At 36.7% G+C, this 16,083-nt stretch carries 15 protein-coding genes; all 15 read left to right on the top strand.

Annotated elements, in window-relative coordinates; all coding sequences use genetic code 11:
- The first annotated feature begins 121 nt into the window (after window positions 1–121).
- The gene (locus H1A14_RS22620; RefSeq protein WP_194778590.1) at window positions 122–844 is read left to right on the top strand and encodes a class I SAM-dependent methyltransferase; all 723 of its coding nucleotides are present in this window, start codon (window positions 122–124) and stop codon (window positions 842–844) included.
- A 15-nt stretch (window positions 845–859) separates the two neighbouring features.
- On the top strand, window positions 860–1,675 hold the full coding sequence (locus H1A14_RS22615; protein WP_194778593.1) for an ABC transporter permease: 816 nt from the start codon (window positions 860–862) through the stop codon (window positions 1,673–1,675).
- A gap of 89 nt (window positions 1,676–1,764) precedes the next feature.
- A complete protein-coding gene (locus H1A14_RS22610; protein WP_194778589.1) occupies window positions 1,765–3,024 on the top strand; it encodes an ABC transporter ATP-binding protein in 1,260 nt (419 codons plus the stop codon).
- On the top strand, window positions 3,021–3,737 hold the full coding sequence (locus tag H1A14_RS22605) for an O-methyltransferase (RefSeq protein ID WP_194778588.1): 717 nt from the start codon (window positions 3,021–3,023) through the stop codon (window positions 3,735–3,737). Before H1A14_RS22610 ends, H1A14_RS22605 begins: the two co-directional genes overlap by 4 nt.
- Window positions 3,737–4,657: a glycosyltransferase family 2 protein gene (locus H1A14_RS22600; protein WP_194778587.1), complete on the top strand. Its 921-nt coding sequence runs from the start codon at window positions 3,737–3,739 to the stop codon at window positions 4,655–4,657. Before H1A14_RS22605 ends, H1A14_RS22600 begins: the two co-directional genes overlap by 1 nt.
- Window positions 4,658–4,690: 33 nt before the next feature.
- Complete coding sequence (locus H1A14_RS22595) at window positions 4,691–5,614, top strand: hypothetical protein (RefSeq protein ID WP_194778586.1); 924 nt, start codon at window positions 4,691–4,693, stop codon at window positions 5,612–5,614.
- 260 nt (window positions 5,615–5,874) lie between these two features.
- Entirely contained in the window at window positions 5,875–6,798 is a 924-nt protein-coding gene (locus H1A14_RS22590) for a glycosyltransferase family 2 protein (RefSeq protein WP_194778585.1), read from the top strand.
- Window positions 6,795–7,673 carry a glycosyltransferase gene (locus tag H1A14_RS22585; RefSeq protein WP_194778584.1) on the top strand — a complete coding sequence of 293 codons (879 nt, stop codon included), beginning with the start codon at window positions 6,795–6,797 and terminating at the stop codon, window positions 7,671–7,673. Before H1A14_RS22590 ends, H1A14_RS22585 begins: the two co-directional genes overlap by 4 nt.
- Window positions 7,674–8,648, top strand: a complete 975-nt coding sequence (locus H1A14_RS22580; protein ID WP_194778583.1) for a glycosyltransferase family 2 protein — start codon at window positions 7,674–7,676, stop codon at window positions 8,646–8,648.
- An 18-nt stretch (window positions 8,649–8,666) separates the two neighbouring features.
- Window positions 8,667–9,593, top strand: a complete 927-nt coding sequence (locus tag H1A14_RS22575) for a glycosyltransferase family 2 protein (protein WP_228527934.1) — start codon at window positions 8,667–8,669, stop codon at window positions 9,591–9,593.
- Between the two features lies 1 nt (window position 9,594).
- A complete protein-coding gene (locus H1A14_RS22570; protein WP_194778581.1) occupies window positions 9,595–10,740 on the top strand; it encodes a glycosyltransferase in 1,146 nt (381 codons plus the stop codon).
- Between the two features lie 62 nt (window positions 10,741–10,802).
- Window positions 10,803–11,903, top strand: coding sequence for a glycosyltransferase (locus H1A14_RS22565; RefSeq protein ID WP_317174919.1), 1,101 nt, complete (start codon window positions 10,803–10,805; stop codon window positions 11,901–11,903).
- 120 nt (window positions 11,904–12,023) lie between these two features.
- A complete protein-coding gene (locus H1A14_RS22560) occupies window positions 12,024–13,223 on the top strand; it encodes a hypothetical protein (RefSeq protein ID WP_194778579.1) in 1,200 nt (399 codons plus the stop codon).
- 39 nt (window positions 13,224–13,262) lie between these two features.
- Window positions 13,263–14,348 carry a glycosyltransferase family 4 protein gene (locus H1A14_RS22555; protein ID WP_228527933.1) on the top strand — a complete coding sequence of 362 codons (1,086 nt, stop codon included), beginning with the start codon at window positions 13,263–13,265 and terminating at the stop codon, window positions 14,346–14,348.
- A 731-nt stretch (window positions 14,349–15,079) separates the two neighbouring features.
- Window positions 15,080–16,072: a polysaccharide deacetylase family protein gene (locus tag H1A14_RS22550; RefSeq protein ID WP_194778578.1), complete on the top strand. Its 993-nt coding sequence runs from the start codon at window positions 15,080–15,082 to the stop codon at window positions 16,070–16,072.
- Window positions 16,073–16,083 lie beyond the last annotated feature (11 nt).

Genomic DNA, 16,083 nt, shown 5'->3' with positions numbered 1-16,083 from the left:
ATACATTAAGGCTGCTTTTACATTCCACAGCGTTACACTGAGAAAAAACTCTGCGAAACCCTGCCTACCGGCAGGCAGGTCTGTGAAAATTAATCCTGAGAAACCCTGTGCAACTTAAAATATGCTCCAAAAAATCAAATCCTTCCTTAAAAACAACTCCCCAATTTTCCTTATGGACATCTACCGGTCCTTCCAAAAGAAAAAGAAGCTGGAAATAGATGGACTCAGTACCGAGGAAGTGTTTTCAAAGATCTATAAGGAGAACTATTGGGTGTATGGGGAGAGTGTTTCCGGCACAGGTTCGGATAGTAGTCAGACCAATGTCATCATCAGCGAACTGGAAAAATTATTCCAAGAATATAACATCAAATCAATCTTAGATGCTCCCTGCGGGGATTTCAATTGGATGAATCAAGTGAATCTGAATGGGATAGACTATTTGGGAATCGATATTGTAGAAGACCTGATCAAACTCAATAAGGAAAATTACAAAGATAAAGCAGGTGTGGAATTCAGAACAGGCAATATCATAACAGATGATTTACCACAAGTGGATTTAATTTTATGCAGGGATTGCCTTGTCCATTTTTCTTATAATGAAATCGGTAGAACACTTGAAAACTTCAAAAAATCTGGGTCAAAGTTTTTGTTGACCACAAGTTTTATCCATAGAAAAGAAAACAAGGATATTACAACTGGTTTTTGGAGGACCCTTAATTTACGAAAACCACCTTTTAACTTCATAAAACCTTTAAGGGTTATTGACGAAAAATGTAAAGAAGGAGGGGGGAAGCATAAAGATAAAAGTTTGCTTTTATGGAATTTAGATCATTTAAAGCCTTAAAAAGAAAAAAATAATATTTTGAAAACAATCATCGAACCATCCAAAGGTTGGCAATTTATTGATTTTAATGAGCTTTATCGCTATAAAGATTTATTATACTTCCTAACTGTAAGGGGAATAAAAGCCCGATATGCTCAATCGGTATTGGGAGTGGGATGGGCCATTATCCAACCTCTCTTTACTACTTTGGTATTTACCATCGTATTTGGTGGTCTTGCAAAAGTGGACTCGGATGGCATGCCATACATTCTCTTTTCCTATTTGGCATTATGGCCTTGGAATTACTTTTCAGGTACTTTAAATGAATCTTCAAATAGTCTAATAGCAAATGCGGGCATGATTACCAAGGTATATTTCCCAAGATTGATTTTACCTTTGGCTGCTATTTTCTCCAAATTGCTGGATTTCATGATTTCATTTGTAATCCTTTTGGTACTCCTGATTTATTTTAAAGTTATACCAGGTTTTGGAGTTGTATTTCTTCCTTTCCTGCTTGTTCAGCTACTTTTGTGTTCTTTAGGGATCGGAATGGTTTTGTCGGCCATGGCAGTGCAATACCGGGATGTCAAATATGCCCTTTCCTTTGTCGTGCAATTGCTTCTATACACCGCACCGGTGGTATATAGTACCACAGCGGTTCCCGAAAAATGGCAATTTGCTTACTCCCTCAATCCCATGGTAGGAGTGATTGAAGGCATCCGTGCCATGTTCTTGGATAGACCAATGCCTTGGGAATGGATTTGGCCTGGGGCGATAGTGGCGGTTGCAATTTTCATTTTCGGGTTATTTTATTTCCGCCGAATGGAGAAAGTCTTTGCTGATGTTGCTTAATTCTTGGAGGCGGTCCCGAACCTGCTTATGGATTGGAAGAATTGAAAATGTTTTTGCTAGGCTTAGAAATGTAAAATTTTAAATGAAGAATGAGTGAAATCATCATAAAAGTAGAAAATCTTTCCAAGCGCTACCGCATAGGCTTGCAGGAAAAAAAGGCGGATACTTTTGCGCAACAGATGGTCAATGTACTGAGATACCCTATTGATAATTTCAGGAAGATCCAAAATCTTGGGAAATTTCAAGATCAGGATGAAGGTGTACATTGGGCTTTGAAGGAAGTCAGCTTTGAGTTGAGACAAGGTGAAGTGTTGGGGATTATTGGAAAAAATGGAGCGGGCAAATCTACTTTACTTAAAATACTCTCAAAAATTACAGAACCGACTTCCGGTAGGATTGAAATGTATGGAAGGGTAGCTGCACTATTGGAGGTTGGAACAGGATTTCATCCCGAATTAACCGGAAGGGAAAACATCTATATGAATGGCACCATACTAGGGATGACAAAAAAAGAAATCGACCGAAAGCTAGATGAAATCATAGATTTCTCGGGTGTAGACAAATATGTGGATACTCCTGTAAAATTCTATTCCTCAGGAATGAGAGTAAGGTTAGGCTTTTCAGTTGCAGCCCATTTAGAACCTGAGATATTGATTATCGATGAAGTGTTGGCAGTAGGAGATTTTGAGTTTCAACAGAAATGCCTGGGAAAGATGGAGGATGTTAGCAAAAATGATGGAAGAACAGTCCTATTTGTTAGTCATAATATGGATGCAGTAAGAAACCTATGTGGCCGCTCAATTTTATTAAAGGATGGTAAAGTACAAGTGATTGATGAAACTTCAGAAACTTTAAAGTATTATTTAACTGGAGAGAAAGGAAATAATTATCTGAATATCCAATCCGAAGAGGTCATAGGTTTTGGGAATAAGAATATTGAACTTGAGGAGATCATGATTTCTTCGAGTATAGATGATTTAGAAGAACTTGAAACCGGAAAACCGCTTTTTCTAAAATTAAATTTTAAGGTCAAGCCTAATATTGATTTAAGCAAAGCAAGAATCGACCTAAGGATAGACAATCAGTATAGCCAAAGAATTATATGGATGAGTTCTTTGGCTAATAATAAATTCAATTTCAGTAAAAAAGAAATAATTTTTGAATTGCCTAATAATCCTTTATTGCCTGGGAATTACATTTTGACCGTCTTTATTCATGATGGACTTGATGTAGCAGATTGGTTTAAAGGTGTTATGACTTTTTCAGTGGATAATTCAGGATCCCTTTTCAAAACTTTAAAAATACCCAATGGTCAAACAAATATTCATCTTCCATTTAACGTTTTATGATTAAAGCTTGGCTAAGAAATTTTAGAGATAAAATATTTGGAATTAATAAACTTGAATTTCGAATAGATAAAAAGGCTAAAGAATATTCTGACTTTAAGTTCAAAGAACTTAAAGCGATGGAGATTTTAAAACCATATTTTCCTAACGGGTATGTTTTCGAAACAAGTTACACCCTTTCATTTCAAATTATCCAACATATTGCAAATGATATTATTATCCACAAACCTCAAACGATTCTCGAAATTGGTTCGGGCTTATCTACAATAATCCTAAGTAATTTAATTTCTGAATTAAAGCATGATCCAAATTTCATAAGTATTGATCAAGACCTTAAATGGCAAAATCATATTAAACCTCACTGTAAAAATGTTGAGTTTTTTAACTTTGATATTACCAAAAATGAAGAATCAACTTTTGACTGGAGTTGGTTCAATATTCCTAAAGATTCTTTTTTAAGAGAAATAAAGTTTGACTTGGTAATCATAGATGGACCGAAAGGTTTTGAATCTAAATATGCAAGATATGGTATTATTGATTTTCTTAAAGGAAGAGTAATGGAATCAACAATTGTATTTTTGGATGATACTGATAGAGAAGATGAACAATTTATTCTACAAAACTTAAGGGATACGCTTTCTTTTAAGTTTTGTGATTCATTTTACAAATATTCAAGACTTACTCAAACAAATTTTATCGTAACTTCTCCTTCATAGTGGGTAATTTTCTAGTATCTATTATTATACCAAACTATAACAAAGCGCCTTACCTTAGAGAAACTCTGGATTCGGTGCTTTCTCAATCCTTTTCAGAATGGGAATGTATCATAGTAGATGACCATAGTTCAGATAATTCTTGGGATATTTTGGAGGAGTACATATCCCTCCATACTAGAATAAAAATTTATAAAAGACCTGTCAATAGAAAGCAAGGTGGAAACGCGGCTAGAAATTATGCCATTGAATTGGCTAAAGGAGAATATGTGGCCTTTTTGGATTCAGATGATATTTGGCAACCAAGCAGACTTGAACTGGCTATCGGTTTTTTAAAATCACAAAATATTGAATCTATATATAGTGGGGCCATTGTTGTTAGACCTAATTCAATCGAAAAATTATCATCAAGGGATGTTAGAGATGGTGAATCAGTTTTTGATTTCATTTTAAGTGATGATGTCTTTTGTCCAACACCCTCTTTAATTATGAAGAAAGAACTTGCACAAGAGATTATGTTTGATGAAGATCTTAAACGTCACCAAGACTATGATTTTTTCATCAATGCGCATTTAATTAGTCCTTGGAAATATTTCGAAAATTTTGATGTTCAAGTTAATTGGACAAGGGCTGATTTGAAAAATATCAATTATCATAATTGCATACCTTTTTATGAGAAGCATTGGGAGAAGAGTATTAATAAAAATATGAGATATAAATATATTGTTAGAATCACATCTTCCTCAGTTAGAGAATCTTTTCAATATAACACAGCAGCCTACTTTAGGGATATTTTGGAAAAAGAAGGATATGTATTTTCATTTAAGGAGTATATATTGTTCTATTTTCCACATTTGTTTTATCTGCTTTCAAAGATTAAATGGTTTTTTCTTGGTGGTTTCTCCAATTCACGATTTCTATAGTTTCTTAATTTCTAATAAATTTGATTGATAGTGATGATTAGAATAAAATCAAATTATGAGGAAATAATTTGTTCTTTTAATTCCTCAAGTGATAAATTAATTTTATTATCCACTTATTTCACTTCTAAGATGGATCCTATGAGGAATTTTCGTCAAGATGAAGATAACTTCAACTATTTTAAGAACTGGTATGAAAGTGTAGCTGATTTAGGGTTATGGGGAGTAATTTTTTGTGACACCATTTCAGAAGAATTTAAGATGAAATATCAAACTGATAGAATTTTATTTGTCAAGTGCGAATTGGGGCCTCATTCGCTTAATGATGAGCGTTTTTTCATTTTTCATGAATTTGTCCAGTATTTAAAATCAGATTCTTATGTTGTTTCTACTGATATAAATGATGTGATCATAAACAAAAATCCTTTAGAATTAATGGATTCTAATCCGGAGAAATTATTTATAGGAAGAGGAATTAGAAAGACTTGGAAAGATGGCGTTTGGCCTTTAAAAGCGTTAGCCCATTTTAATAGAAAATTGAATAAAAAATTACCCGTTAGTTTTTTCAATTACCCCGTATTTACTCCCGGAACGATTGGAGGAAGAAAAGAGATTATTCAAAAAATATATCTTCAGATGACATCCCTTTTTTCAGAACTTGGGGATGACGGTAATTATGATATGCAGGTATTTAGTTATCTTATGAAAGAGTACTATTATCCACAAAGTTCTATTTGGGATGGTATTATTCCATTCTCAATTGCAAATTGGTATTATTATATTTTGTACAGGATTTCAAGAAAGCTTGAAAAAGGTTATAAAGCACACAAATATGATGTGATTACTCCAGAAGAAGGAATCTGTTCCAATTATTTAATATATGCTGGTTTTCCCTTTGTAAGCGTTGTTGGTAAATATGAAAAAAAAGGAGTGTCAGAAGCTTATTTAATTCATAAATGAAAAACAATCCATTTATAGGAATCTGAATTCATTATATTGGCTGAAAGTTCTATAATACTTGTTTCTGGTTATCTTATCAAATTATCCTAAAAACTTACAATATTGATAAAATAAAGGGTGCTATTGATAAAAGGGTGATTTCAAAAATCGTGTTAAATATCTCTGATGAATGTTTTTCAGTTAATTCTTCTACGAAGCTCATATCTTAATGAATTTAATTTTACTGAATACAAAAATTTATTTTTAAAGGTAAAAAAAATATGGACTTTGAAGTGAGTGTAATTATTCCGGTTTTCAATCAAGGAGAATATCTGGTTACCTCAATAAATTCGGTAATTATTCAAAAGGAGGTCAAAGAAATAATTCTAATTGAAGACGGTTCTACTGACAACTCATATACTATTTGCAAAGAGATGGAATCAAAGGATGAACGTATCAAACTCTACGGACACCCGAATGGTAAAAATCAAGGTGCAGCAGCCTCAAGAAATCTAGGTATTAGAATTGCTACTTCTGAATATATTGCATTCCTAGATGCAGACGATTGGTATCTCCCAGATAGATTTAAATTGGATAGAAAAATTTTTGAAAATAATCCTTCTGTAAATGTTGTTTACAATAAATCACAAATTAAAACTGGTGATAAATATTTCGATTTCGGATATTTTTTTGATGTAAATGTTGAGTGTAAGATAAAAGGATATCCTAGCGTTTACGAATTCATTTTGGGGTCTGACATTTCCTTGGCTGATACGAATTCAATTACCCTACGAAAATCTATTTTATCAAATATCAAACTTTTCGATGAAAGGTTATTTCTTCACCAGGATACAGAGTTGTGGTTGAGGATTTTTAAAAAAAATGAAATTATGCCCGGTCAAATAAAGAATCCTATTTCAATAGCTAGAAGGCATAACAACAATAGAATTACAAAGAAAAATAAATCGGCAGCATTTAAACTTGATTATGTTTGGATTGATAATTTAGGATTATTTAACCTTGAGATTTTTGAAAAACAATACATTATTTATCGCTTTTCAAGGATTGTCTCGAATACAATTCGCCCCCATATTTTAAGAAAATTAATTTTTCATGGATTACAAGCTATTTTGAATTTGACAAGGAATCAATTTACAAAGGCCTACTATATCTGGTGTAAAAAAAGGTTTCAAACCCAAAGATGAGTTATTTTTCCATTATAATTCCTGTTTACCGTGATTTGACAAGGTTGAAATCATGTTTGGATAAGTTTGAAAAATTGTCTCATCCCGGTTTTAATTTTGAAGTCATTGTGATCAATAATGATCCTGACAATCCGGTTCTCGGTTTGAATCCCAAACAATACCCATATTCTTTAAAGGAAATTTATGAACCTATTCCAGGATCTTATGCTGCAAGGAATAAAGGAATTCAAGAATCTGAAGGGAAGATTTTGGTATTTACTGATTCAGATTGTCTTCCAGCAGATGATTGGCTAACCTTGGCTTTCAATCATTTTTCAAAAGATGAAAATCAAGATATTGGAATACTGACTGGTCCGGTTCCCTTATTTTTCAAAAACCCAAATTTCCTATCAGATGCTGAGCTTTATGAAAAATATACCGGCTTTACTACAGAATCCTATGCCAAGGAAGGGCATGCAATCACTGCAAATTGGTTTAGTCCAGCTTCGGTAATTAACGAATTTGGGGGATTCAATCATAAACTCAAATCTAATGGGGATTCCGAATTATCCGGAAGGATATCTGAAAAATACAGGATTGTCTATATCCCAAACCTAATTGTCCATCATCCTGCCAGGTATTATACGGATGAATTGGTAAACAAATACAAACGGCTTTTGGGAGGTGCCTATACCCGTAAGTTTCAAGGAAATCTTTCTTCATTTCGAATTCATCTGTTCAAATTTATTTGGGCGAGGTATCGGTTTGCAATCAAGCGTTTGTTTACTCTTTCGCCTAAAGAATCTTTTCCGATCTTAAGGGTTTGTCATGCCATTAATATAGGTGCAATTCATGAATATTTTAATCTGATCAAAGGAGGGGAAACCAAAAGGTAGATGCGAGAAATTAGAAGCAAGAGACGAGATCAGTTAGTATCTATTATCATTCCGGTTTATAACAAAGTTGCTTTTGTTAGAGAGACATTGGAATCGGCATTGGGTCAGACTTATCCTAATGTAGAAATAGTTTTGGTGGATGATGGTTCTTCAGATGGTTCTTATGAAATTCTTAAGGAGTATTTTGCAAAATACCCAGATAAAATCCAATTGATTAATCAGAAAAATCAGGGGGTTTCGGTTGCAATCAATGTTGGCATAGCTGCTGCAAAAGGAGAATATATTCAGTTTTTGGATGCAGATGATTTATTGTCTGCTGATAAAATTGAGAAGCAGATTAACTTGCTGGAGTGTCAGCCTGAATCTACAATTTCAACTTGCGAATGGCAGATATTTCACCAAAATCCTAATAAGGCAATGTCCATTCCTTACCAAGTATTTCAAGATTTTGACTCAGGATTGGATTTGGTATTGACATTTTGGAATTATCAAGAAATGTTGCAGCCTGCCTCCTATTTGTCTCACCGGACCTTGATAAAAAATGCCGGTCTTTGGGATGAATCTTTAACCATCAATCAGGATGGGGAATTTTTTATAAGGGTTTTAACAAGGGCTGAAAAAGTGCTCTTTGAACCAAATGGAAAAGTTTTTTATAGAAAGCCTGGTGAGTACAATGTCAGTCAACAAAAGTCTGAAAAAGCAATGGCCTCACTCCTTGAGTCCATACAAAGCTACAAAAAGGAAATAGGTAATTTGGAAGATTCCCAAAGAGTCAGGATTGCGTTAAAGAAGGTTTATCAGAAGTTTATCTATGATGTCTTTCCACAATTTCCAGATTTAATCAAGCAAGCCGAAGCCCATATCCATTCCCTGGGGCCTCTTCCAAAGACCCAAATAGGTGGCCCCAAATTTCAACTATTGTCCAAACTTGTTGGATTTAAAAACGCCATTCGCTTGAAACGTTTTTTCATGTAATCTATAATTTATCACTAATTGTTTTCCGTAATCATCCCTTTATACAACAAAATGCAATTTATCTCAAGGTCAATTGATTCGGTTTTGAACCAATCATTTTCTGATTTTGAGATAATTGTGGTTGATGATGGATCTACGGATGGTGGCAGGGAATTTGTGACTAACCGATATGGATCAAAAGTCAAGTTGATTTTTCAAGAAAATCAAGGTGTTTCTGCTGCCAGAAATAAAGGCATACAAAATACAGAATTTGATTATATTGCTTTCTTGGATGCTGACGATATTTGGCACCGGGATTTTTTGTATTGGATGCATCAAATACTGGAAAATTCCCCTGAAACTAAGATGTTGGGAAGCTCATATTCCAACGTAGCTTTGCCAAAAGAATGTTCGAATCCACTAGTTTCTAAAGTTGAGGATTATTTTGCGCAGGCTTATTCCAATACATTATTTACTGCATCTTCCACAGTCATTCACAAAAGTTTTTTCAAAAACAGGGAAGGTTTCAAAATCCATTTGAAAATAGGAGAGGATATAGATGTTTGGTTGCGGGCCTTCGATTGGTTCAGGAAAGCATATTATGTCCGTGCCCCATTGATGTTTTATGATTTGAATGCTTCTGACAGTTATAAATCCAGTTACAACCTCAATCAAACAGTTTTCAATGAAATGTATAAAGAGGATTTTGATATTTCGGACTACTTCCCTTCTTGGAAAACTTTTCGTGATAAATATTTATTGCTCAATCTGTTTCTATATTTAGATAAAAAGGAAAATTATCCTATTGCAAAAAAGTTGCTTCAACAAAGAGATAATTCATATCCATTGAGTCAGCTTCCCTATTTATTACCTTTTTCATTTGTTAGGTATATCCTTAGAAATCCTCCGCTAAAAAAATTGGTCAGAAACTATCTTAAATTTTGTTTTAATTACATCTATAGGTAGGATGAAAATTTTAAGGATAGTTTCTGAGTTGGATTTTGGAGGCGTAGAGCAGGTTTTAGCAATATCCGTTCCATATTTAATCCATACCAAAGGATATGAGGTATTAGTAGTTGTTTTGGGTAAGGGAGGTAGAATTTCAGAAGGACTAGTTCAAAATGGATTCTCGATCTTTGTTTTGGACCACAAAACAAGAATTCCGAACATAAAGCTTGTTTTTAGATTAAAAAATCTAATTGAAAATGAAAAACCTGATGTGGTACATTGTCAGGGTTCAGAAGCTAATTTCCATGGACTGTGGGCAGCAAAAATAGCAGGCGTAAAAATCAAAATTGGGGAGGAAATTGGCCTACCAAATCATCATTCGTATTGGAAATTAGTATTTAAGTGGGTATATCAAAAAGCAGATCGTGTAATCGCAATTTCAGAGGCAGTTAAAAATTGCATTGTAGAATTAGGAGAAGTTGAGAGAGAAAAGGTAAGAGTGGTTTATAATCCGGTAGAGATAAGGAAAGGTGTTTTTCCCTGCAGGATCGAGAAAGGCTTTGACCATGTTACTAACGAAATGACGTGCAGGCAGAGTGAGGTAAGCTATACTAAGGGTGAAATGAAAAAACCGTTTATCTTTATTTCAATATGTAGGTTGGTTCCTATCAAGAATTTGGAGAGACTAATTGAGGCATTTTCAAGGCTGCAAAAAAATGATGTTAAAAACCATGTAGTGTTATGGATTGTAGGGGATGGGCCATTAAAAAAGTCATTGATGCAGCTTGCCAATCGGCTTGAAATTCATGAAAGCGTTAAGTTTTTTGGTTTTCAGGAAAATGTTTTTCATTACTTGCAACAAGCAAACGTTTTTGTATTACCTTCCTTGAGGGAAGGTTCATCCGTATCCCTTGCAGAAGCGATGTCTTATGGATTGCCTTCTATTGTAACGAAAATTGGTGGTGCAATAGAAATACTGGGAGAAAGCCAACCGGGTTTTCTTGTTAATCCTTTTAATACAGATTCTATATTTTCAGCTATGCTAGACATGCTTAATTTATCCGAGGAAGAAAGAAAGAAGATGGGTGAAAATGCCAAAGTTTCATCAAATAGGTTTTCTGTTAAAACCTATATAGGGAATTTAATTGAAGTATACAAAGGATAAAGTTGGAATCAAAAGACAAGATTCGGGTATTACATTGTGTAGAGTCCATTTCTTCGGGAGGGGTGGAGCAAATAAGGCTTACGCTAATCCGAGGGCTGAAAAAAGAGAAATTTGAACATAAGATAATTTGTACATGGGCAGGTGGTCCTATTGCCGAGGCATTGGAAAAAGAAGACGTGGAATTAATCGTCGTTGGTTCATTTAAACATCCTTTTGAATATAAAAAGCACCTTAAGGTATTGGATGTCATTAGGTTTTTCAAACCACATATTATCCATGGAGCTATTTTTGAAGGTATGGCGATGTCATCGATTGGGGGCTGGCTAGGGAAAGTTCCCATAGTAATCTTGGAAGAAACCTCTGAACCTTCAAAAAGATCCAGAAAAGCAATTTGGTTGCAGAGGTTATTTGTCACAGGAGCAGATAAAATTATTGGAATATCACCTGCTGTGGTAACTTATCTTATAGATAAAGCCAAGTTGCCAAAGGAAAAAGTTTTATTGGTGAACAATGGCGTTCCTCTGCCAAATCCAGTTGCAACTAGGGAAGTTGAACAATTGAAATTTGAATTGGGGATTTCAGAAATGGATTTTGTAATTGGTTCCGTAGGTAGGGTTTATAATGAAGTTAAGCGTTTTTCTGATATTCTGGAAGCACTAAATATTATAGATCGCTCAAATATTAAATTTTTATTGGTAGGTGATGGTCCAGACTTGAATAAATTAATAGAAATGGCAAAAGGCCTTCATTTGGAAAAACAATTTGTCCCTGTGGGCTACCAACAGAATCCAAACCTTTATTACCATGTTATGGATGTATTTTGTCTGCCATCGGCTCATGAAGGATTCGGTTTGGTGGCAGCAGAGGCAATGTTGCACCATATTCCAGTGATTGCATCTAATGTTGGGGGATTGGCAAATGTGGTAGTAGACGAGGAAACAGGTTTTTTAATACCTCCATTTTCCCCTAATTCCATAGCAAAAAAAATCAGCAGGCTTATGGAAGATAATCATTTGAGAAAAAAAATGGGAAAATCAGGATTCAATAGAGCCAAAGAAAAATACACATCTAAACGTTATTGTCTGGAAATCGAAAACTTATACCTAAGCCTCTTGACAGATAAGGGCATTGAATTTGACACTGAAAAGACTGTAGAACATTAGATCATTAGGGTTCAAATTGGGATAATCAAACGGATAAGAGATTTATAAAATAGAGATCAATTGTTAGATATTATTTTCATTGTATCGGGAATTATTGCTTTGGTGAACTCCAATTCCTCCATGGCAAGAAAATTTAACATATCATACAAATATGAAATGCATTTGCATTATCTTCTATTTTACCATGTTTTTTTCAGTATGTTCTTTACCTGGTACATTCTCAATTTTGGAGGAGATTCGTATGGATACTGGAAGTTTGGGATGGAGCAGGTAATAATAAGAGATCCAAGTTGGATGAAATATTGGGGTGAAAGCACTAAATTTATCCTGTGGCTATGCTACATCCCTAGTCAAGTTTTAGGTTTAAGTTACCTGACCGGTAATATCCTTTTTGGTTTTTTAGGTTTTATTGGGATCAGGTATATTTTTATTATGGTGGCTGATTTATTCCCAGCAAACCATTCCGTTTTAAATATTTCTTTGTTCCCGACTGTTTTTTATTTTTTGAATCTACATTTTTGGTCTTCAGGAGTAGGCAAGGATGCAATAAGTTTCTGGGGAATTGCCTGGTTTATGTTCTCCATTCAAAATTATAAATCGAGATGGTGGCAAGGACTGATTGCTCTTTTTTTTGTTTACATGGCTAGACCTCACATGGGGCAGGCTTTAATTTCTGGTGCAGGAATTGCATTTTTATTAGGGAGTGAAGTTAAATCGACTTACAAAGTAGCTTTAAGTTCACTAGCTTTGATAGGGGCTGTTTATTTAAGTGCAAACACATTGGAATCTTTAAAATTAACAGATTTTTCTTTGGAGACTTTGGAAGAATTTTCTGGAACTAAGGTACGGGATTTAAGTTCTGGTAACGTTGGATCAGGTGTGAATTTAGCATCATATTCATGGCCAATAAAATTATTTACATATATGTTTAGACCATTGTTTATTGATGCACATAACATAGTGTCATTTTTTAGCAGTTTTGAAAACGCATTGTATCTTTGGCTAAGTTTTTTTATCTACCGGAACTGGACTCCTGAGGCCATACGGGATATGCCTTTATTTATCAAGGCCGGGATGATCACATTTATTCCGGTGACATTGGCGTTTATGAATTCCCTTTCAAATCTGGGAATTGTGATGAGAATGAAGAATATGACCATGATTTACTTTTTATTATTTTGCTTTTTTCTAATCACCTACAACAAAAAACTCCGCTACCTCAAAGCTCTTGAAAAGCAAAAATACTATGCCCGCAGGGAAGCCATTATTGAAGAAAAAAAGAAAAATGCCCTGGCTGCCTCTTCCGGACAGCAGGAATAGTTGTTTACCCCGAGCATTTCATTGATTCACCCTTCTCTTTTGAAATCCAAAAAAATCTTATTCCTCACCCGATATCCCCGCATGGGGGCAAGTAGCCGTTTGAGGAGTTTTCAGTATCAGCCTTTTTTGGAAGAGGAGGGATATTCAGTGGAGGTGGCTCCTTTTTTTAATGAAGCCTATTTGAAGACCCTTTATGCCCACCAAAGACCAGGAATCCATAATGTCCTGGTTTGTTATGTGCGGAGATTGGGCTTTTGGTTGAGGGCTTTTTCCTTTGATGCAGTGCTGGTCGAAAAGGAAATTTTCCCCTATCTCCCTGCTTGGGCGGAGTGGGTGCTGTCAGTAATCGGGCCGGGCTATGCCGTGGATTATGATGATGCCCTATTCCATCGCTATGCGGACAGCCCTTCCGGGATCATCAGGTTTTTCCTGAAAAACAAAATCGCCAAAGTGATGCGCCGTTCCCAGTGGGTCACCGCCGGCAGTCCCTATATCAGGGATTATGCGCTAACCGTAGGTGCGAAAAAGGTCATCGATTTTCCCACCGTCATCAACCAAGAGCGGTATGCGACACAATTGCCAAAAAAGGAGCAGCAATTACCCATCATCGGATGGATCGGTTCACCCAGTACTTTAAAGTATCTGCAGGAAATTGTACCCGCATTAGAAGAACTGTCCTCCCAGCTTGATTTTGAGCTATTCGTAATCAATGGTCCGAAGCCCATCCGGTTTTCGGGAAAACAAAGAAATGTGACCTGGAGTGAGGGGGAAGAGGTGGCTTTGATCCGGGAAATGGACATTGGCATCATGCCCCTGCCTGATGATCTTTGGGAAAGGGGCAAATGCGCCTACAAGCTGATCCAGTATATGGCCTGCGGATTTCCCGTCGTGGCCTCTCCGGTCGGGATGAACCGGGATGTGGTCATCCATGGCCACAACGGCTACTTGGCAGCGACCCACGCAGCATGGGTGGAAGCGCTCACCCGCCTCCTGACCGATCCCACCCTTAGAAACCAAATGGGAAAAGCCGGTAAAAAACTGGTCACCGAAAAATACACCCTCGCCCAAAATCAAATTGTACTCAAGGGATTGATTGAGACAGTGGGAAATGGGGAAAAAGCTTGAAGGTGAAATTTGGGACTGAGAGAATTGGGGACTTAGGGACTGAGAGACTGAGGGAATTTGGATTTACGAGATACGAATTACGGATCGGGAATGATGAATGAGGAATGGAGGTTGTCAGGCTTGCCTAACGTAGGTAGGGTAGTCGGGTTGTCTTATTCTTGTAGTTTGCCTGCCTCTGGCATATCGAATGTTTTGGAATCAAAGGAGAACGAGTGTCATTGGTTATTCCAATGGAATGTCATAAATGAATTTAAGGAACAAATTTCTGGCCTTAAAGCGGCTGGTTTTTGGTAGGGGATGGGGAGCGTAAAGAAAATGAGTTAGCTCCTGAGGTTCCGAAGGAGATCAACTCATTTTTAGCTTACCATTCCCGGACAAAAATTAAATTGGACAAGTCATTTGAACTTAGTTGAGCACGAAACCAATTTAAAAGCCGATTTACAGCCTTGATTTTTTCCAGCCTGCTGCGCCGCTGGCAGGGGTTCTTTTTTATCAAGAAAAAAGAACAGAGGAAGCAAGGCAATTGGATCCACTATATTAAAACTAACCAAATAAAGGTATTATCAATATGAAATTAGAGATGAAGGGAATGAATGGAAAGAATTAAATCAAAAAACTCAGTTCACTACATCCATACTTCAATCCAAGGAGTTGCTCCTAAAATAGAAATTCAATCACAGAAATAAATAAAAACCCCTTAACTTCTAACCCCAATTCCTTACTTTAATCCAATGAACTCGCCAGCATTCATCATTTCCTTGGACTTTGAACTGCATTGGGGGCGGTTTGACAAGGTCAGGCTGACGGAAGAACAGCGCCATTACCGAAGGACCAAAGAAGCGGTGTATAGGGTTTTGGCGCTTTTCGCCAAGGGTGAAATCGCCGCGACCTGGGCCACGGTGGGGATGTTGATGGCCGATGACTTTGAGGAATGGGAAGCAAACAAACCCTCGCTTACTCCTTCCTACCAAAAACAGCAGTTTTCCGCCTATGAATGGGCCAAGGGCCACAAAAGCAAAACGGAAAGCCTCTTTGCCCCGGACTTGGTCAGAGCCATTATCCAAACGCCCCGTCAGGAATTGGGGAGCCATACTTTTGCCCATTATTATACCATGGAGGCGGGGCAGCAGCAGGAGGAATTCAGGGCAGATTTGAAAGCCTGTCAGCGTCTGGCTGAAGAGAAATTTGCTTTGAAGTTGCATTCTTTGGTTTTCCCGAGGAACCAGTATGATAACCCTTACCTGAAAATAGCTGCGGAAGCAGGTTTCACTGCAGTGCGAACCAATCCTGGAGATTGGTATTGGCGGCACCCTCATAAGGAGAATCTGATCAAGAAGATTTTTAGAACCGGAGACACCTTGTACCCTTTGGGACAAAAAAGCAGTTTCCACCCGGCGGACATGGGCCGGGAAAAGGATATGCCCTTGGCGATTCCGGCATCCAGGCTCCTTCGGCCCTTTAGGCCCGCCTCATTCTTTAACCAAAGAAGGATTGAAAGGATCAAAATGGAAATGACCCTGGCCGCCAGGTTGGGGGAATACTACCACCTGTGGTGGCATCCCCATAATTTCGGGCATTGTCCGGAGGAAAACCTTTTGGCCCTGAAAGAAATCCTGGACCATTATCAGTACCTGCATCAAGAATATGGGATGCTTTCGCGAAACATGGAGCAAATCTGCGCAGCCTTCGAAGCCACCCATATCCAAAATCCCACCCCCCGATAAATCCCCCTTTC

Origin of the sequence: Pararhodonellum marinum, from assembly GCF_015354735.1 — a bacterium.
Taxonomy (GTDB): Bacteria; Bacteroidota; Bacteroidia; order Cytophagales; family Cyclobacteriaceae; genus Pararhodonellum; species Pararhodonellum marinum.
This window is presented reverse-complemented; position numbering and strand designations above follow the sequence as displayed.

Excerpts from the sequence above, each read along its gene's own strand:
- H1A14_RS22620 (WP_194778590.1), top strand. The coding sequence starts at position 122 with ATGCTCCAAAAAATCAAATCCTTCCTTAAAAACAACTCCCCAATTTTC.
- H1A14_RS22610 (WP_194778589.1), top strand. The coding sequence starts at position 1,765 with ATGAGTGAAATCATCATAAAAGTAGAAAATCTTTCCAAGCGCTACCGC.
- H1A14_RS22605 (WP_194778588.1), top strand. The coding sequence starts at position 3,021 with ATGATTAAAGCTTGGCTAAGAAATTTTAGAGATAAAATATTTGGAATT.
- H1A14_RS22595 (WP_194778586.1), top strand. The coding sequence starts at position 4,691 with ATGATTAGAATAAAATCAAATTATGAGGAAATAATTTGTTCTTTTAAT.
- H1A14_RS22590 (WP_194778585.1), top strand. The coding sequence starts at position 5,875 with ATGGACTTTGAAGTGAGTGTAATTATTCCGGTTTTCAATCAAGGAGAA.
- H1A14_RS22585 (WP_194778584.1), top strand. The coding sequence starts at position 6,795 with ATGAGTTATTTTTCCATTATAATTCCTGTTTACCGTGATTTGACAAGG.
- H1A14_RS22580 (WP_194778583.1), top strand. The coding sequence starts at position 7,674 with ATGCGAGAAATTAGAAGCAAGAGACGAGATCAGTTAGTATCTATTATC.
- H1A14_RS22570 (WP_194778581.1), top strand. The coding sequence starts at position 9,595 with ATGAAAATTTTAAGGATAGTTTCTGAGTTGGATTTTGGAGGCGTAGAG.
- H1A14_RS22560 (WP_194778579.1), top strand. The coding sequence starts at position 12,024 with ATGGCAAGAAAATTTAACATATCATACAAATATGAAATGCATTTGCAT.
- H1A14_RS22550 (WP_194778578.1), top strand. The coding sequence starts at position 15,080 with ATGAACTCGCCAGCATTCATCATTTCCTTGGACTTTGAACTGCATTGG.